The sequence below is a fragment of the Burkholderia sp. AU44665 genome (genome assembly GCF_030504405.1).
Classification (GTDB): domain Bacteria; phylum Pseudomonadota; class Gammaproteobacteria; order Burkholderiales; family Burkholderiaceae; genus Burkholderia; species Burkholderia semiarida.
In genome coordinates this window covers 1-16,458 of the sequence record NZ_JAUJRI010000007.1, presented here as the reverse complement: position 1 = coordinate 16,458, position 16,458 = coordinate 1, and the positions used below count along the sequence as shown (strand labels likewise).

Here is a 16,458-nt window from a genome sequence, read left to right as displayed (position 1 = left end):
CGCCGCGGCCGCCGCGGCGATGAAGCGACGGGAAGCTTGCGGGCTTCCCGTTTTGCTTGGGGCGGCCCCGGACGTCGCCGCGGGCACGACGCTGCTTGCGCCAGGATCGGCGCCGGCTGAGGTATCGTGACGGGATCGGGAAGCAGGCGATCGAGGAAGCCGGTACGGATGGCCGGCGACGGTGACCGGTGCGGGCGCTGTCCGTGCGGTGCCGAAGGAGCGTCCGGCGCCTGTCCCGGGAGGATTCGAACATGGAGTTGAGACACCTCCGCTACTTCGTCGCGGTGGCCGAAGAGCGGAACTTCACACGGGCGGCGGAACGGCTGCATATCGCGCAGCCGCCGCTGAGCCGGCAGATCCAGCAGCTCGAGGAAGCGCTCGGCGTGCCGCTGTTCGAGCGCAACGCGCGGCCGCTGAAGCTGACCGACGCGGGGCGCTTCTTCTATTCGCACGCGGTGCAGTTGCTCGCGCAGACGACCGAGCTCGAATCGATGACGAAGCGGGTCGGCAAGATCGAGCGCAGCATGTCGGTCGGTTTCGTCGGCTCGACGCTGTACGGGATGCTGCCGAAGATCATCCGGCGCTTTCGCAGCGAATATCCGGCCGTCGAGCTGAGCCTGCACGAGATGTCGACGATGGATCAGATCAAGGCGCTGAAGGAAGGGCGTATCGACGTCGGGTTCGGCCGCATCCGCCACGAGGACCCGAGCGTGCGGCGCGTCGTGCTGCGCGAGGAGCGGATGATCGTCGCGCTGCCGGTCGGTCACGTGCTCGACAGCGCGAAGCCCGTGCTGTCGCTGCACGATCTCGTGAACGACACGCTGATCATCTTTCCGAAGGCGCCGCGTCCGAGCTACGCGGACCAGGTGCTCGCGGCCTTCCACGATCGCGCGCTGCAACCGCGCCGGATCTACGAGACGCGCGAATTGCAGATCGCGCTCGGCCTCGTCGCGATGGGCGAGGGCGTGTCCGTCGTGCCGCATAGCGTGTACGGGCTGAAGCGCGACGACATCAGCTACAAGCCGCTCGACGATCCGAACCTCGTATCGCCGATCATCATGAGCATGCGCATGCTCGACGAATCGGAGGACATCCGCGCGATGCAGGCGCTGATCTACCGGCTGTACGACGAAGCCCAGATGGAGTATCTGCCGCCGCAGCCCGAATGAGTGCGTAGGCAAAAGAGGCTTGGGCTTGCTTGACGCCGCGCGCGCCGGCAGGCCACCATGTGCCGATTCGATGCGGCCGCCGACCGGCGGCCGCTTTCATGCGGACGACCGACACATGACCGATATCGTGACCGAGGAGATGACAGTCGAGACGCCGCAAGGGCGTCTCTTTGCGAAACGCTGGCGTGCGGAGCCGGCGCACCACGCGGCCGCGCCTGGGCCGGCCGCGCCTGAGCCGGCCGCGCCTAAGCCGGCCGCGCCGATCGTGCTGCTGCACGATTCGCTCGGCTGCGTCGACCTGTGGCGCGACTTTCCCGCGCAGCTTGCACGCGCCACGCAACGCGACGTGATCGCATACGATCGCCTCGGTTTCGGCCGTTCGGATCGTCATCCGGGCCAGCTCGGCACGACATTCGTGCGCGACGAGGCCGATCATGCGTTCGTCGCGGTACTGGAACAGCTCGGCGTCGATGCGTTCGTCGCGTTCGGGCACAGCGTCGGCGGCGGGATGGCGGTCGGCTGTGCGGCCGCGTATCCGGCGCGTTGCCGCGCCCTCGTGACGGTCGCCGCGCAGGCGTTCGTCGAGGATTGCACGCTGGCCGGCATTCGCGACGCGGGGCGGCAGTTCGACGAGCCGGGGCAGCTCGACCGGCTCGCGCGCTATCACGGCGACAAGGCCGAATGGGTGCTGCGCGCGTGGGTCGACACGTGGCTGTCGCCGGCGTTCCGCGACTGGAATCTCGACGGCGACTTGCCGCGCGTGCAGTGCGCGACGCTCGCGATTCACGGCGAGGACGACGAATACGGGTCCGACGTGCATCCGAAGCGGATCGCCGCGCGCGTCGCGGGGCCGTCGTCGTTTCTGTTGCTCCCCCGCTGCGGGCACATGCCGCACCGCGAGCGAACGGACGACGTGCTGACCGCCGTCGCGACGTTGCTGCGCGACGCGAGCGCCTGAGCGCGCTCGCCATCGTCGGCGGGCGTCCGCCCGCCGGCCGTCAGAACGAAAGCTGGATCGCGAGATCGATCGCCAGCAACGCGATCGACAGGCCGATGCCGAGAACCACGTTCGGCAACCGGTGCTCGAAATCGCGATGATCCTTGCGCATCGCGGCGCCGAGCAGGAAGATCGCCTCGACGACGATCTGCAGCCCGACGAACAGCAGCATCAGCAGATACTCGTAGCCCATCTGCTTGAACGCGACGAATTGCATCCCGTGATCGCGGATCCACTGGCCGACGCGCAGCAGTTCGTACACGAACAGCAACGCGGGGAACAGGTAACTGATGAAGTAGGTCGGCGCGGTGGCGTGCCGTAGTTCGAGGTGGAAGTGCTGATGCGTGGTAGCCATCACAACCCTCCTTGCAACGCATGATTGCGGTCGCGACGGCGGCGCGATTGCGTGCGAACCAGGGGGTTGCCCGATGCGCAGTGCGCAGCCGTACGTCATCAGCATACTGCCGCGCGCGGAATTTGGCATGCAATGCGTGTGTTCGTTGTAACAGTGTGTATGCGCCGCGCGACGCGTTGGCCGCGTCCCGCCGCCGGTCGCGCTGCGTCACCGTTTCGCTTCCGCGCCTTCGATGAACAGCTTCGCGACCGCCTGAAACTCCCGTTTCAGCGACAGTCCCGGCACGGTCAGCCAGCGCAGCATCGCCGCGAGATACAGGTGATGGAACCACGTTGCGAGCTGGTCGGCCCGCAGCGTGCGGTTCAGTTCGCCGGCCTGCTGGCCGGCTGCGATCAGTTGCAGCCACACCGGCGCGATATCGCCGCCGTTCTCTCCCGCACGCTCGGGTTCGGCCGCGCCGATGCCGAGGAAGCGATGCCGGAGGTACGCGAGCAGGTACGCCGGATGTTGCTCGCACCAGGCGGCCGACGCGTCGAGCACGCAGCCGATGCGCGACGCAAAGGTCTTGCGCCGCGCGACGTCGTGCTGCAGATGCGCGAGATCGCGCGCGAGTTCGCCTTCGAGCCAGTGCGCGAGCACGGCTTCCTTCGTCGGAAAGTGGTTGTACAGCGTGCGCTTCGCGACATCGGCCTCGGCGGCGATCTGCTCCATCGTGACGGCTTCGTAGCCGTGCGCGTCGAACAGGCGCGCGGCGGTGGCGGCAAGATGCGCGAGCATCTGAATGCGTTTGCGCGCGCGGCGGCCCGGATCGTCGGTCGGAATCGTCATGGCAGGGGTTGACTGAAAGTGTACGGATTGCATTAGTATACGACGTGCACGTTTTTTGAATCCAACCTTTTCGGCTTTTCCGCCGTGTACGAGGCGCCCCGCATGAAACTCGTCATCGCCACCTACGGCACCGAAGGCGACACGCGTCCGCTCGCGGCGCTCGGCCGCGCGCTGATGGACGCCGGCCACGACGTCCGCCTGCTGGCCGATGCCGCGACGCTCGGGTCGGCCGACGCACTCGGCGTGCCGTCGGCGCCGCTGTCCGGCGACATCCGTCGCGCGATTGCGCCGGAAGGCGTGTTGGCCGATGCGGTGCGCGGGCGCGGCGGCTTCCACGATACGTCGAAGGCGCTTGCCGCGATCGCGAATGCGAACACGGCCGCGTGGATGCGCGAAGTCGCGGACGCGTCGGCCGGGCGCGACGCGCTTCTCGTGTCGGGGCTTGCATCGTTCGTCGGGTTGTCGGTCGCCGAATATCGCGGCATACCTGCGATCGGCACGGGCATGATCCCGATCACGCCGACCGCCGAATTCGCGTCTCCGTTCCTGCCGCCGGGGAAGTTGCCGCGCGGGCTGAATCGCGCGAGCCATCGGCTCGTGAACGCGTTGCTGTGGCAGGCGTTCAGGAAGTCGACGAATGCCGCGCGCGCCGGCGTATGCGGATTGCCGCCGCGCAAGCGCGTGTGGACCGATCATCCGATGCTGTATGGCGTGTCGCCGGCGCTGTTGTCCGGCCCGGCCGACTGGCCGGCCAACGTGCACGCATGCGGCCAGTGGCGAATCGATGCGCATGCATGGGCGCCGCCGCCCGACCTGTCGGCGTTTCTCGACGCGGGCGAGCCGCCCGTGTACATCGGGTTCGGCAGCATGGCCGGCTTCGATCGTGCGGCGCTGGCCGCCGCGCTGACGCATGCGCTGGCCGGCCGGCGCGCGCTGTTTTATCCGGGCTGGAGCGGCATCGATGCGTCGCTGCTGCCCGCGCACATCCGCGTGATCGACGACACGCCGCACGACTGGCTGTTCCCGCGCGTCGCGATGGCGGTGCATCACGGCGGGTCGGGCACCACGCATTCGGCGGCGCGGGCCGGCATTCCGTCGGTGGTCGTGCCGTTCGCGGGCGATCAGTTCTTCTGGGCGAACCGGCTGCAGCGGCTCGGTGTCGCCGATGCGCCGATCGCCGGCAGGCGCATGGACGCTGCCGCGCTGGCGCGGGCGATCGCGTTTGCCGAGCGCGGCGACACGAAGGCGCGTGCGACGGAGCTCGGTGCGCGCCTCGCGCGGGAGGATGGCTTGAAGCTGGCCGTCAGCGCGATCGAACGATGCGCGCAACCGCGCGCGAGGTGAGCGCGCGCATCGGCATCAGAAATGCCCGGTGAACCGGTAACGGCTGCCCGGGTGCCACAGATTGGCGACCGACGCGACCATCCCTTGCGACCACGTGCGCCGGTGCAGCAGCAGGCACGGCTCGCGATCGTCCATCGTCAGGTGGTGGCGCGTTTCGGCGTCGGGCATCGCGGCCTCGATCCGGTATTCGACACGCTGCAGCGGCGCGACGCGCGTCAGGTACTGGTTCGGCGTCGTCGTCGTGAAGTCCTGCAGCGCGTATTCGGGCGCGCAGGCCGGATTGACCCAGCGTTCCTCGAGTTGTACGGGCGTGTCGTTCTCGAAATGCAGCACGCGCGAATGGAAGATCGGGCTGCCGGCGTCGAGCCGCAGTTCGTCGGCGAGCTTCGCGTCGGCGACGGCCGCGCCGACCTGCAGCACCTGCGCGCGATAGCCGTGGCCGCGCGCGGCGACTTCGTCGGAGATGCTGCGGATCGCGACGAGCGTCGACTCGTATTTCGGCGACGCCACGTAAGTGCCCGAGCCGCGCGTGCGCGTGAGCACCTGTTCGGCGGTCAGTTCGCGCAGCGCGCGGTTGACGGTCATCCGCGCGACGTTGAATTCGCGCGCGAGCTCGTTCTCCGACGGCACCTGGTCGCCTTCCGCCCATTCGCCGGCATGAATGCGCGCGAGGATGAAGTCCTTGATTTCCTGATAGATCGGTGTGGTCATGGGATCACGATTCAGAGTCGGCGGCGGGCCGCCGCCGAATGCCGATCCGGCGCGCGCCCGGCGCCGAGTGTACCGGTTTCGCGGGCGCGCCGGCCCGGATTCCCCGAATGATCCCTGTTCGGCCCGCGCGCGTCCATGCGGGATTGCACAGAGCGCGGGCCCGCGGCGGCTCGCGCGCGATCAGAACCGATGCCGGATGCCGACCGTTGCGACCACCTGCGTGCGCGTCGACGAAGCCGCGAGCCCCGTGACGTTCGCGAACCCGAGCGTCGCGCCCGACGGCACGCCGAACGCGTGCTGGTACACGGTTTCCGCGTACACGTCGGTGCGCTTGCTCAGCGCGTAGTCGGCCATCAGCGTCGCCTGGTGCCACTTCGGCCGGTGGCTGCCGGTTGCGTCGTCGTAGCGGCCGTCGGTGAACGTATAGGCGAGCGCGAACGAGACCGCCGGCGTCAACGCGTAGCGCGCGTTGACCTCGTAGTTGTCGAAGCGCAGCGCGTTCAGCGCGCCGGGCAGCGACGACGCGGCCGTCTCGTCGAACATCGAGTGCGTCCACAACGCGCCGATCGTCAGCCGATCGAACGCATAGCTGCCGCCGGCGCCCATCACGCGCTGCCGGACGGCCGGGAAGTTCGGCGCGTCGTTCGTCGACAGTGCGCCGCCGGCCGTCAGGCCGCCCCGATTGAGCTGCAGGTACGCGGCGCCGAGGCTGACCGGCCCGTTCGCATACGACACGCCCGCGCTGTATGCGCGGTTGCTCGCGAAGCCGCCGGCCGCGTTGCTGAACCCGTACAGGCCGCCGAACTGCCAGCCGGCGAGCGTCGGGCTCGTGTATTTCACCGCGTTGTCGATGTAGAACGAATCGTCGATGTTGTCGTTGTCGAACGGATGCGACGCGAGGTTGTTGCCGTCGCCGTTGTTCGCCATCGCGAGCGGGCCGAGATAGTCGACCACGGCGTCGTATTGACGGCCGAGCGTCAGCGCGCCGTACCGGTCGCTCTGCAGCCCGACGTACGCGCGGCGGCCGAACGTCGTATTTCGATAGGACTGCGTGCCGTTGTTCAGATTGAAGCCGCTTTCGAGGCGGAACAGCGCGTGCAGGCCGCCGCCGAGATCCTCGTTGCCGCTCAGCCCGAAGATCGTATTGGACAGCAGCCCGCTGCCTTGCTGCCACGTGCTTTTGCCAGACTGGTTGTTCGTATAGGCGATACCGGCATCCAGCATCCCGTAGAGCGTGACGCTGCTTTGCGCGTGCGCGGCGGCGCTGAAGAGTGCAAGCGAGAGGGTTCCGACAACTGCTTTTTTCATTGCATGTATTTCCTGGAAAGGCCCGTTTCGACGGGAACGGCGATCCGTCACGCGTGCCCGCGCGGGCACACGTGTGCGAATCGATGAAAGCGGGAGCGCGTGACACGTGTCACGCGCGGCGGCGAATGCCGGCTAGTGCTGCAACAGGCGGATCGTGCCGAACTCGGCGGCCGGCAGCACGCGCAGGATCGACAGGATCGCGGGCGACGCCTGCGAGCGCGCGACTTCGAGCTCGATGCACGCGCGCCCGGTGCGGCTGTCGAGCGAGGCCGTGTAGCAGTTGAGCGCGGCGCCGACGGCCTGATGCAACTGGCGCCGCACGAGCGCAAGGTCGTCCGATTCGACGCGGATCGACAGCAGCACGAGCGGGTCCGCGGCACAACGACGCCGCGAACGGGCGAGCGGCAGACCGCGTGAAGCAGCGCATTCGGTTCTGGTCGATTTCATGTGTTCATCCCCGGCTCGCATCGTGCTCCGCACTGCAGAGATCGCATATCGGACATGGCGCCCATTCTAGGAAGCGCGGTGACGATGCGGTGTATAGACTCGCGCCCACCCCGAAAAGAACCCGTAAAAACGCGATACCGCCTGGTTCCGCCCCGACGAGTTCGGTCTTCTCGTAAAGGCATTCGCTTGCGCGGCGTGCGCGGGTACACGGCGAACTTGCGCCGCACATGCCAATCGCGGCCGATTCGGCCCGGGCATCCACCAGCGGAATCGCCATTCGCCCGCCCGCTGGTCGGGCCGGGAACGGTCGGCTCGGCGAACGGGAAACCTGGCGATGGCTTGATAAGTATAGACAAGTGAGGGCGCGTCTCTAGTCTGGGTCGATCGTTGGGAGAAGTCCCGTGTTTAGCTTGATGTGATGCGCAATTGGTTGAAAAACAAAGGAAAAATTTCATCGGTGAAAGAATCCGCCGACGACTAGAGATAAACCCGGATTGCCGGGCATTCCTCGGAAAAGGCAAAGTTGTATGTACAACTTTGAGCGTCGCCGGAAGGGGCGATCGCCGGGTTGGCAGGGTTCGCGGCGGGGGCGCGGTGCCGGCGGCGCCGGCGCGGGCTGCCCGACAGGGCCCGCCCAGTTCGCCTCTGACAGGAACGCCATGAAGAAACTCGCGCTCAGTATTGCCCCCGCTTGCATCGCGATCGGTGCCCATGCCAACGATGGGTCGACGATCCGCTTCGGTACTTCGCATTCGACGTCTACGGCGGTTGATCGGCCCGCGCGCCGCGCGCTGCGCCCGGGCTGATGAGCAGGTGCATCAGTCAGTGCGCAGAACTCGTTTGATGCGCGGTTAATGGCTATTGACGATCAGCCACATCGTTCCGGATTCTTCATATGATCTTCCAAGGATTTGGCCCGCTGCTGTGGGCCGGCACGGTCGAGACCGTGAAGCTCGCGGTGCTGTCGCTCGCCGCGTCGCTCGTGCTGGGCCTCATCGGTGCGAGCGCGAAACTGTCGACCCACCGCATGCTCAAGTCGATCGGCACCTTCTATACGACGCTGATCCGCGCGGTGCCCGATCTCGTCCTGATGCTGCTGCTGTTCTACGGGATGCAGATCCTGCTGAACAACGTCACCGACGCGCTCGGCTGGCGCCAGATCGACATCGATCCGTTCGTCGCCGGCGTCATCACGCTCGGCTTCATCTACGGCGCGTACTTCACCGAAACGTTCCGCGGCGCGTTCCTCGCGGTGCCGCGCGGCCAGCTCGAAGCCGGCTTCGCGTACGGCATGAGCGGCTGGCGCGTGTTTCGCCGCATCCTGTTTCCGCAGATGATGCGCTTCGCGTTGCCCGGCATCGGCAACAACTGGCAGGTGCTCGTGAAGGCCACCGCGCTCGTGTCGATCATCGGCCTCGCCGATGTCGTGAAGGCGTCGCAGGACGCCGGCAAGAGCACGCTCGATTTCTTTTTCTTCACGCTGGCCGCGGGCGCGATCTACCTCGCGATCACGACGGTGTCCAACGTCGTGTTGCATCACCTCGAGAAGCGTTATTCCGTCGGCGTCCGGAGGCTTGCACTGTGATCGAACTCGTCAGCCAGTACTGGCAAAACTTTCTCTATACCGACGGCTACCGCTTCAGCGGCCTCGCGATCACGCTGTGGCTGCTGGTCGTGTCGATCGCGCTCGGTTTCGCGCTTGCCGTGCCGCTCGCGATCGCGCGCGCGTCGTCGAACCGCTGGATCTCGGGCCCCGTGTGGCTCTACACGTACGTGTTCCGCGGCACGCCGCTCTACGTGCAACTGCTGATGTGCTACACGGGCATCTACAGCCTGCAGGTCGTGCACGACCACGTGCTCCTCGACACATTCTTTCGCAACGCGATGAACTGCACGCTGCTCGCGTTCGTGCTGAACGAATGCGCGTATGCGACGGAGATCTTCGCGGGCGCGATCAAGGCGACGTCGGCCGGCGAGATCGAGGCCGGGATGGCGTACGGGATGTCGCGCTTCAAGCTCTATACGCGCATCATCCTGCCGTCCGCGCTGCGCCGCTCGCTGCCGAGCTACAGCAACGAAGTGATCCTGATGCTGCACGCGACGACGCTCGCGTTCACCGCGACCGTGCCCGACATCCTGAAGGTCACGCGCGACGTCAATTCGGCGACGTACATGTCGTTCCAGGCGTACGGCATCGCGGCCGTGCTGTACGCCGTCGTCGTGTTCGCGCTCATCTGGGCGTTTCGCAAGCTCGAGACGCGCTGGCTCGCGTACCTCGCGCCGCGCAGCCATTAACGCATTCGCAAGATCCGCAACGAAGGACCCAGCATGTACAAGCTTACCGTTGAGAACCTGCACAAGAAATTCGGCGACAACGAGGTGTTGAAGGGCGTGTCGATGAAGGCGAAGGCCGGCGACGTGATCAGCATCATCGGCTCGAGCGGCTCCGGCAAGAGCACGTTCCTGCGCTGCATCAACTTCCTCGAACAGCCGTGCTCGGGACAGATCACGATCGGCAGCGAGCCGATCCAGACCACGCGCGAGCGCAACGGCTCGCTGCGCGTGGCCGACCAGAAGCAACTGCAGCGGATGCGCACGAAGCTGTCGATGGTGTTCCAGCACTTCAACCTGTGGGCGCACATGACGGTGCTGGAGAACGTGATCGAGGCGCCGATGGCCGTGCTCGGCGTCGGCAAGGACGAGGCGACCGCGCGGGCGCGCACGTATCTGGAGAAGGTCGGGCTCGCGCCGCGCGTCGAGGGCATGTATCCGTCGCACCTGTCGGGCGGCCAGCAGCAGCGCGTCGCGATTGCGCGCGCCCTCGCGATGGAGCCGGAAGTGATGCTGTTCGACGAGCCGACATCCGCGCTCGACCCGGAGCTGGTGGGCGAGGTGCTGAAGGTGATGCAGCAGCTCGCCGAGGAAGGCCGCACGATGGTCGTCGTCACGCACGAGATGGGCTTCGCGCGCAACGTGTCGAACCACGTGATCTTCCTGCATCAGGGGAAGATCGAGGAAGAGGGCGATCCGCAGCAGATTCTCGTGAATCCGAAGAGCGAGCGGCTCAGGCAGTTTCTGTCGGGACGGTTGAAGTAAGCCCGCGCGCGTTTCGCGCCGCCGCAAACTGGAACGCTAAATGCTTGTCTCGCGTGATCCTTTCGATGAAGGAGCACCGCGATGAGCACGCCGACCACCACTGCTTTTTCCCACGTGAAGCCGCAGGACACCGCCTTTCAAGGCGAGGGCCTGCGCGACTTCTTCCTGTACCGCGATCTCGGTATCGCCGCCGCGACGAACGGCAAGGTCGTCGCGCAACTCGTCAGGGCCAATCATGCACCGGAGGCGGGCACCGGCTGGCACCGTCACGAAGCCGAATTCCATATCGTGATCATGCTGAAGGGCTGGGCGCGCTTCATGTACGGCGAACAGGAAACGCTGGTGGCGGCCGGAGACTGCGTGCATCAGGCGCCGGGGATCGTTCACTACCTGTTCGACTACTCGCCGGACATGGAGTACCTGGAGATCGTCGGGCCCGCCGACTTCAAATCGATCGACGTCGACGGGCCGTGCGCGGTGCCGGAGCCGACGCCGTGGGGCGAGGCCGGTGCGTAGCGTGCCGGTTGGGTGTGCGTTTTCGACGAACCGCCTTCGGGCGGTTCTTTATTGCTCCGCCGGCATCCGCGACTTACCTTCCGCTTCGGCCTATTGATTCGAATTCCAAACGGCCCCGAAGCTGAAGAGTCGGAAAGAAGGGAAAGACATTCGTCAGCTTCGGCCGTCGATTGGCGACGCGATGTCAAAGATCGTCAATTGCATGCAGGTGCGGTGCACGGCCGGTCGACGACCGGCGTTAAGGAGGTACCAGCCGGATCACCGGCTGACCTATCCGGGAGAGTTTCACCATGAACCGCATCGCGAAGATCCTGACGGCAACCGCACTGGCTTGCGCCGTGCTCGTGCCGGCACTGGCCGAGGCGCATTCGCACCGCGTGTGCCACGTCGACCATCACCACCACCGCGTGTGCCGCTGGGTGCGGTAACCGTGGCTGTTCCCGGGGAGGTCCCGGACGCTTTCATCATTCAGGCAAATCAGGAGAGGACCATGAAAAAAACGATGTTGATTGCCGCGCTGGTCGCCGGCATGGGTGTGTCGATCGGTGCGTTCGCGCAGGTTCCGGCCAGCGCTCCGGCCGGCACGACCGGGCTGTGCAAGGACGGCTCGTTCTACTCGGGCGCGTCGAAGAAGGGCGCATGTGCAGGCCACAAGGGCGTGAAGACGTGGTACGGCGCATCGGCCGCTGCCGCGGCGAGCGCACCGGCCGCCGCGCCGGCAACGGCGGCTTCCGCCGCGCCGGCATCGGGCACCGCACCCGCGAAGAGCGCCGCCGCGACGACCGCGGCCGCAGCGCCGGGCGGCGGCGCGGGCAAGGTGTGGGCGAACGATACCTCGAAGGTCTATCACTGCTCGACCGACAAGTACTACGGCAAGACCAAGCACGGCAGCTACATGTCGGAAGCCGACGCGAAGGCGAAGGGCTACCACGCGTCGCACGGCAAGGCTTGCTCGTAACGAGCCGGCCCGGCGCGCGAGTGGTCCGCTCGCGCGTCGTCCGGATGCTGATGCAAACATCGCCCCGCCTTTCCGGTGGGGCGATTCACTGTGTCACTACCCGCGTTCAGTGCGCGTGATCCGATTGCGCTTCAATCGCCGTATCGATCCGGGCCGTGCGCGCATCGAGCAGCGCGCGCAGCGTGACGTAATAGGTGCCGCTTGTGTCGCCTTCCGCATCCGCGGTGCGATCGTACGGCTCGTTGTCGTGAATCGTCGCCCGCACGATCGGATAAATCTGCGTTTCCCACCGGCTGCCGTTGAACACGCCGTAGTGCCCCACACCCGTCTGTACATGGTGCGTCTTCAGGTACGACGGTAACCCCGAACACAGTTCCTGCGCGGCCACCGTCTGGCCCACTGCGCAGATATCGTCTTTCTCGCCTTCGACCGTCAACAGCGCGGTGCGATGAATCGCCGCCGGTTCGACGAGCGTGCCGTCGACGGTCAGCTCGCCGCGTGCGAGCGCGTACTGCTGGAACACCTTCTCGACCGTTTCCAGATAGAACTCCGCGGTGAGGTCGGCCGTCGCGAAATATTCGTCGTAGAAATGCCGCAACGTGTCGGCTTTCGCCGGGTCGCCTTTCGCGCGTTCGTAGTACAGATCGGCGAACGACGACGCATGCCGGTCCGGGTTCATCGACATGAACGCGCCGACCTGCACGAAGCCCGGATACACGCACCGCTGGGCGCCGACGAAACCCGCCGGCACCACGCTGATCAGGTTGCGCTCGAACCATTCGATCGGCTGGCTCGTCGCGAGTGCGTTGACCTTCGTCGGATTCACGCGGCAGTCGATCGGGCCGGCCATCAGCGTGAGGCTCGCGGGCTGCGCCGGATCGCCGCCGGCCGCCATCAGCGAGACCGCCGCGAGCGACGCGACGGTCGGCTGGCAGATGGCGAGCACGTGGGCGTCCGGGCCGATGTGACGGATGAAGTCGATCACGTGTGTGACGTATTCGTCGAAACCGAAACGCCCGGCCGCCAGCGGGATGTCGCGCGGGTTGTGCCAGTCGGTGATGTACACGTCGTGATCGGCCAGCATCGTGCGCACCGTGCCGCGCAGCAGCGTCGCGAAGTGCCCGGACATCGGCGCGACGATCAGCACGCGCGGCTGGCGCGCGACCGGCCGCGCCTTGCGGAAATGCAGCAGCGTCGCGAACGGCGTGGCCGCGGCCGCTTCCTCGACGATCGGCACCGTTTCGCCGTCGACGACGACCGACGCGATCCCGAACGGCGGCCGCCGATGCGAGAACGCGCAGCATTCGAGCAGTTCGCACAGCGCGTCGACCATGCGGCCCGTCGGTGTCGACGTCGCCGGCGGCCACAGCGACATCGTCGCGCGCGTGGCGGCTGCCCATGCACGCGCCGGGCGCAGGCATTCCGCAGACCATTGATAAAACGGATAGGCAAGCAGATTCATCAGACCGCCGCTCGTGACGCCGCATTGCAGGGAACGAGGCAAGCCGTATGCCAGCATGCGGCTGGCACGCGCGTTGCAGCGGTTCGGGAGCGCGGCGACGCGCGCGGTAGGTGATGAGCGGGCGAAGGCGATGCATTGCCTTGCTGGTCGGGCGCGCGACACCTGTCGCGATGCCGTGTGACGGTGCGCCACTTCGGCGAGCGGATTGCACGGGCGTGGTGCGCGCGGTCATGCGGCGCGTCCGTTTACGGTGCAGGGGCACGAACGACATTCAGCAGGGTGAGCGACATGGAATCCAACGCACGGACGACGCTGACCATCAGCAGCCGCAATTACTCGTCGTGGTCGATGCGCGGCTGGTTGCTCGCGAAGCTGAGCGGGCTCGCGTTCGAGACGATCAGCGTGCCGATCGATGCCGCTTCGCGCGCGGAGCTGCTGCTGCTGTCGCCGTCGATCCTCGTGCCGTGCCTGACGCACGACGGCAACGCGGTGTGGGACACGCTCGCGATCGCCGAATACCTGAACGAGATCAGGCCGCAGGCGCGGCTGCTTCCCGACGAACGCCATGCTCGCGCGCATTGCCGGTCGATCTGCGGCGAGATGCATTCCGGCTTCAGCGCATTGCGATCCGCGCTGCCGATGAACCTGCGGGGGCATTTCCCCGGCTTCCGGATCTGGTCGCGCGCGCAGCACGACATCGAGCGGATCGTGACGATCTGGCGCGAGTGCCTGGCCGAGTACGGCGGCCCGTGGTTGTTCGGGGCCGAGATCGGCATCGCCGACGCGATGTATGCGCCGGTCGTCACGCGCTTTTTGACCTATGACGTGAAGCTCGAACCGGACGTCGCCGAGTACTGCATGCAGGTGCTCGCGCACCCGTTCGTCGCCGAGTGGATCGACGCGGCGAAGGCCGAGCACGAAGACATCGACGAACTCGATATGGAGTTCTGACCTGACGCGGGCGATCGTGGCAGGCATTTCAATGCTCGTCGCGGGGGACGATGCGGCATCAAGAGCGCGAAACCGGCGCGTGACGATTTCCGTCGCGAATTGATTGGCGTTCAGGTTGCGCCGTTTCTGCCTATATAGGCGGCCGCATATGCCAGCCCGACAACAACATAACGAATCTCGAATGATCGCTATCTGAAATCAGCGATGCGGTTCTGCGCCCGCATGCCGATAACCCAATCTGGCTCAGACCGAGCGGTTATCGAGGGTTCCCCATGCATTTCTGGCGCAAGCTTTCCATTCAGAACAAGCTGATTCTCAGCATGACGAGTTGCCTGCTCGTGTTCGTCGCGATTTCGAGCGGGCTCAGCGTTCGTCTGATCGGCAACGCGGTGCGCGATCGCGTCGTCCGCGAAGAACTGCCGACCGCTGTCAACGGCATTCGCGCCGACGTGCAGCGCCAGATGGCCGGCCCGATCGCCGCGTCGCGCATTCTCGCGCGCGATGCGTTCCTGCTGCAATGGGAAGCCGACGGCGAACCCGATGCCGGCACGCGTAACTGGATCCAGTTCGCGAAGAACGTGAAGGACGAGCAGAAAGCCGCGTCCGTGCAGTGGGTGTCGGTGAAGAGCGGCAACTACTACAACGAAGCCGGCCTGCAGCGGAAGGTGACCGACAAGGATCAGTGGCTCACCAGCTTCCTGTCGTCCGGCAAGGCGTTCGACGTGAACATGGATCGCGAAGTGACCGTCGGCGGATACATGATGTTCATCAACAGCCGCGTGGAACTCGACGGCGTGCCGGTTGGCGCGGCAAGCATGAGCCTGTCCGTCGATGCGCTCGCGAAGGGTATCTCGGCTTACCGGATCGGCGAGACCGGGTTTGCGTATCTCGTGCGTCCCGACGGCGCGATCATGATGCATCGCGTTACGTCGCTGATCGACGGCAAGCATTTTCTGAAGGATGAGCCGGGGCTGCCGGGTGATGCGTCGGCGACGTTGCTTGCAGGCAAGCCGTATGCGTACCTGAGCTACGAGGGCGATGGCGGCGCGCGCTTCATCGCGACGTCGTTCATTCCGGAGCTGAATGCGTATGTGGTCGTCCAGGTGCCGCAGGCCGAACTGCTCGGGCCGGTGACGCGTGCGATCCGCAGCGCGGCGCTGGTCGCGGCAGTGGTGGGCCTTGGGGTTGCGCTGCTCGTGATCTGGCTGGTGGGGCGTGCGATCGCCGCGCCGATTCGCCGCGCGGCGACGCTGCTGTCGGAGATTGCCAGCGGTCAGGGCGATTTGACGCGCCGCATGGCGGTGGAGAGTGAGGACGAGATCGGGCAGTTGTCGGATGCGTTCAATCGGTTCGTGTCGTCGCTGTCGACGCTGGTTCATCGGATTCGTGCAGCTTCGGCGTCGATTGCGACCGGGTCGGCGCAGATTGCTTCGGGGAATGCGGATCTCAGCGAGCGCACCGAAGCGCAGTCGAGCAACCTGGAGCGGACGGCTTCGTCGATGGAAGAGATCACGGCCGTGGTGCGCAACAACACAGAGACGGCGACGACGGCCGCGAAGATGATCAACGGCGCGGCGGATACGGCGGCGCGTGGCGGGCAGGTGGTGGGCGAGGTCGTGACGACGATGGAGCAGATCAGTAACGCTTCGCAACGAATTTCCGAGATCATCGTGATGATCGACAGTATTTCGTTTCAGACGAATATTCTGGCGTTGAATGCAGCGGTGGAGGCGGCGCGGGCGGGGGAGCAGGGGCGTGGGTTTGCTGTTGTCGCTTCGGAGGTGCGGAATCTGGCGCAGCGTAGTGCGCAGGCGGCGAAGGAGATCAAATCGCTGATCGAGCATAGCGCGGGGACGGTGGGTGCCGGGTCGCGGCTAGTGAGTGAGGCGGGGAAGGTGATGAGCGATGTTGTCTCGCAGGTTCAGGGCGTTAGCGCGATGATGAGCGAGATTGCAGAGGCTAGCCTGGAGCAGAGTGCCGGGATCGATCAGATCGGGGATGCGGTGCAGTCGCTCGATCAGATGACGCAGCAGAATGCGGCTTTGGTCGAGGAAAGCGCGGCGGCAGCGGAGAGTTTGAAGCAGCAAGCGGCGGAATTGACCAAGCTGGTTTCGGCTTTTAAGGTGGGTGAGTAAGGGCTGGTTTGGGGTGTCGAATGGAGCATTTCTGAGGGACGGCTGCCGTGGGATTGGAGTTGCCCCTGTAACTCAGGACACGCGGACACCGTTAGGTTGATGACACCGCATTACGCCTGAACTCGCGAGGCGAGCGGTATTTCAGGGCTTTGTGCGGGTGGCGCTCATTGTAGTGTTCAAA

At 66.0% G+C, this 16,458-nt stretch carries 18 protein-coding genes; 12 read left to right on the top strand and 6 right to left on the bottom strand.

Going from position 1 to position 16,458, the window contains the following annotated elements:
• The first annotated feature begins 251 nt into the window (after positions 1-251).
• Positions 252-1,169, top strand: a complete 918-nt coding sequence (locus QZM15_RS16505) for a LysR family transcriptional regulator (protein WP_059237452.1) — start codon at positions 252-254, stop codon at positions 1,167-1,169.
• Positions 1,170-1,284: 115 nt separating this feature from the next.
• Entirely contained in the window at positions 1,285-2,127 is an 843-nt protein-coding gene (locus QZM15_RS16500; RefSeq protein ID WP_302106789.1) for an alpha/beta fold hydrolase, read from the top strand.
• A 40-nt stretch (positions 2,128-2,167) separates the two neighbouring features.
• Here the strand turns inward: QZM15_RS16500 and QZM15_RS16495 are convergent, their stop codons facing one another.
• Positions 2,168-2,521: a hypothetical protein gene (locus QZM15_RS16495; protein WP_060311510.1), complete on the bottom strand. Its 354-nt coding sequence runs from the start codon at positions 2,519-2,521 to the stop codon at positions 2,168-2,170.
• 207 nt (positions 2,522-2,728) lie between these two features.
• Positions 2,729-3,349, bottom strand: coding sequence for a TetR/AcrR family transcriptional regulator (locus QZM15_RS16490; protein WP_059644715.1), 621 nt, complete (start codon positions 3,347-3,349; stop codon positions 2,729-2,731).
• 102 nt (positions 3,350-3,451) lie between these two features.
• Between QZM15_RS16490 and QZM15_RS16485 the strand changes: the two genes are divergently transcribed.
• A complete protein-coding gene (locus QZM15_RS16485; RefSeq protein WP_302106788.1) occupies positions 3,452-4,693 on the top strand; it encodes a glycosyltransferase in 1,242 nt (413 codons plus the stop codon).
• A 15-nt stretch (positions 4,694-4,708) separates the two neighbouring features.
• Here QZM15_RS16485 and hutC read toward each other — a convergent pair whose 3' ends face one another.
• The 3 genes from hutC to QZM15_RS16470 form a co-directional block, all read right to left on the bottom strand.
• A complete protein-coding gene (hutC, locus tag QZM15_RS16480; protein WP_059575266.1) occupies positions 4,709-5,404 on the bottom strand; it encodes a histidine utilization repressor in 696 nt (231 codons plus the stop codon).
• Positions 5,405-5,584: 180 nt separating this feature from the next.
• Positions 5,585-6,712, bottom strand: a complete 1,128-nt coding sequence (locus QZM15_RS16475; protein ID WP_302106787.1) for a porin — start codon at positions 6,710-6,712, stop codon at positions 5,585-5,587.
• 132 nt (positions 6,713-6,844) lie between these two features.
• A complete protein-coding gene (locus QZM15_RS16470) occupies positions 6,845-7,159 on the bottom strand; it encodes a hypothetical protein (RefSeq protein ID WP_124657275.1) in 315 nt (104 codons plus the stop codon).
• A gap of 659 nt (positions 7,160-7,818) precedes the next feature.
• On the opposite strand from QZM15_RS16470, the gene QZM15_RS16465 reads away from it, so the two are divergent.
• The 7 genes from QZM15_RS16465 to QZM15_RS16435 all read left to right on the top strand — a co-directional run bounded on the left by QZM15_RS16465 (position 7,819) and on the right by QZM15_RS16435 (position 11,729).
• Positions 7,819-7,965 (top strand): hypothetical protein, encoded by a 147-nt coding sequence (locus QZM15_RS16465; protein WP_302106786.1) that lies wholly within the window; start codon positions 7,819-7,821, stop codon positions 7,963-7,965.
• A gap of 89 nt (positions 7,966-8,054) precedes the next feature.
• A complete protein-coding gene (locus QZM15_RS16460; protein WP_059575273.1) occupies positions 8,055-8,744 on the top strand; it encodes an ABC transporter permease in 690 nt (229 codons plus the stop codon).
• Complete coding sequence (locus tag QZM15_RS16455; protein WP_059575275.1) at positions 8,741-9,454, top strand: ABC transporter permease; 714 nt, start codon at positions 8,741-8,743, stop codon at positions 9,452-9,454. Before QZM15_RS16460 ends, QZM15_RS16455 begins: the two co-directional genes overlap by 4 nt.
• A 33-nt stretch (positions 9,455-9,487) precedes the next feature.
• A complete protein-coding gene (locus QZM15_RS16450) occupies positions 9,488-10,255 on the top strand; it encodes an ABC transporter ATP-binding protein (protein ID WP_302106785.1) in 768 nt (255 codons plus the stop codon).
• Between the two features lie 81 nt (positions 10,256-10,336).
• The gene (locus QZM15_RS16445; protein ID WP_027813051.1) at positions 10,337-10,771 is read left to right on the top strand and encodes a cupin domain-containing protein; all 435 of its coding nucleotides are present in this window, start codon (positions 10,337-10,339) and stop codon (positions 10,769-10,771) included.
• A gap of 290 nt (positions 10,772-11,061) precedes the next feature.
• Positions 11,062-11,199 carry an HHHH-motif protein gene (locus QZM15_RS16440; protein WP_164728222.1) on the top strand — a complete coding sequence of 46 codons (138 nt, stop codon included), beginning with the start codon at positions 11,062-11,064 and terminating at the stop codon, positions 11,197-11,199.
• A gap of 62 nt (positions 11,200-11,261) precedes the next feature.
• Positions 11,262-11,729, top strand: a complete 468-nt coding sequence (locus tag QZM15_RS16435) for a DUF3761 domain-containing protein (RefSeq protein ID WP_060311496.1) — start codon at positions 11,262-11,264, stop codon at positions 11,727-11,729.
• Between the two features lie 106 nt (positions 11,730-11,835).
• Here QZM15_RS16435 and QZM15_RS16430 read toward each other — a convergent pair whose 3' ends face one another.
• Positions 11,836-13,191, bottom strand: coding sequence for a polyhydroxyalkanoate depolymerase (locus QZM15_RS16430; protein WP_124860799.1), 1,356 nt, complete (start codon positions 13,189-13,191; stop codon positions 11,836-11,838).
• A gap of 288 nt (positions 13,192-13,479) precedes the next feature.
• Here QZM15_RS16430 and QZM15_RS16425 point away from each other — a divergent pair, with 288 nt between their 5' ends.
• Together QZM15_RS16425 and QZM15_RS16420 are read left to right on the top strand one after the other, a co-directional pair.
• Positions 13,480-14,142: a glutathione S-transferase family protein gene (locus tag QZM15_RS16425; RefSeq protein ID WP_059644738.1), complete on the top strand. Its 663-nt coding sequence runs from the start codon at positions 13,480-13,482 to the stop codon at positions 14,140-14,142.
• Between the two features lie 272 nt (positions 14,143-14,414).
• On the top strand, positions 14,415-16,277 hold the full coding sequence (locus QZM15_RS16420; RefSeq protein WP_302106784.1) for a methyl-accepting chemotaxis protein: 1,863 nt from the start codon (positions 14,415-14,417) through the stop codon (positions 16,275-16,277).
• Positions 16,278-16,458 lie beyond the last annotated feature (181 nt).

Excerpts from the sequence above, each read along its gene's own strand:
- QZM15_RS16505 (WP_059237452.1), top strand. The coding sequence starts at position 252 with ATGGAGTTGAGACACCTCCGCTACTTCGTCGCGGTGGCCGAAGAGCGG.
- QZM15_RS16500 (WP_302106789.1), top strand. The coding sequence starts at position 1,285 with ATGACCGATATCGTGACCGAGGAGATGACAGTCGAGACGCCGCAAGGG.
- QZM15_RS16495 (WP_060311510.1), bottom strand. The coding sequence starts at position 2,521 with ATGGCTACCACGCATCAGCACTTCCACCTCGAACTACGGCACGCCACC.
- QZM15_RS16490 (WP_059644715.1), bottom strand. The coding sequence starts at position 3,349 with ATGACGATTCCGACCGACGATCCGGGCCGCCGCGCGCGCAAACGCATT.
- QZM15_RS16485 (WP_302106788.1), top strand. The coding sequence starts at position 3,452 with ATGAAACTCGTCATCGCCACCTACGGCACCGAAGGCGACACGCGTCCG.
- hutC (WP_059575266.1), bottom strand. The coding sequence starts at position 5,404 with ATGACCACACCGATCTATCAGGAAATCAAGGACTTCATCCTCGCGCGC.
- QZM15_RS16475 (WP_302106787.1), bottom strand. The coding sequence starts at position 6,712 with ATGAAAAAAGCAGTTGTCGGAACCCTCTCGCTTGCACTCTTCAGCGCC.
- QZM15_RS16470 (WP_124657275.1), bottom strand. The coding sequence starts at position 7,159 with ATGAAATCGACCAGAACCGAATGCGCTGCTTCACGCGGTCTGCCGCTC.
- QZM15_RS16465 (WP_302106786.1), top strand. The coding sequence starts at position 7,819 with ATGAAGAAACTCGCGCTCAGTATTGCCCCCGCTTGCATCGCGATCGGT.
- QZM15_RS16460 (WP_059575273.1), top strand. The coding sequence starts at position 8,055 with ATGATCTTCCAAGGATTTGGCCCGCTGCTGTGGGCCGGCACGGTCGAG.
- QZM15_RS16450 (WP_302106785.1), top strand. The coding sequence starts at position 9,488 with ATGTACAAGCTTACCGTTGAGAACCTGCACAAGAAATTCGGCGACAAC.
- QZM15_RS16445 (WP_027813051.1), top strand. The coding sequence starts at position 10,337 with ATGAGCACGCCGACCACCACTGCTTTTTCCCACGTGAAGCCGCAGGAC.
- QZM15_RS16440 (WP_164728222.1), top strand. The coding sequence starts at position 11,062 with ATGAACCGCATCGCGAAGATCCTGACGGCAACCGCACTGGCTTGCGCC.
- QZM15_RS16435 (WP_060311496.1), top strand. The coding sequence starts at position 11,262 with ATGAAAAAAACGATGTTGATTGCCGCGCTGGTCGCCGGCATGGGTGTG.
- QZM15_RS16430 (WP_124860799.1), bottom strand. The coding sequence starts at position 13,191 with ATGAATCTGCTTGCCTATCCGTTTTATCAATGGTCTGCGGAATGCCTG.
- QZM15_RS16425 (WP_059644738.1), top strand. The coding sequence starts at position 13,480 with ATGGAATCCAACGCACGGACGACGCTGACCATCAGCAGCCGCAATTAC.
- QZM15_RS16420 (WP_302106784.1), top strand. The coding sequence starts at position 14,415 with ATGCATTTCTGGCGCAAGCTTTCCATTCAGAACAAGCTGATTCTCAGC.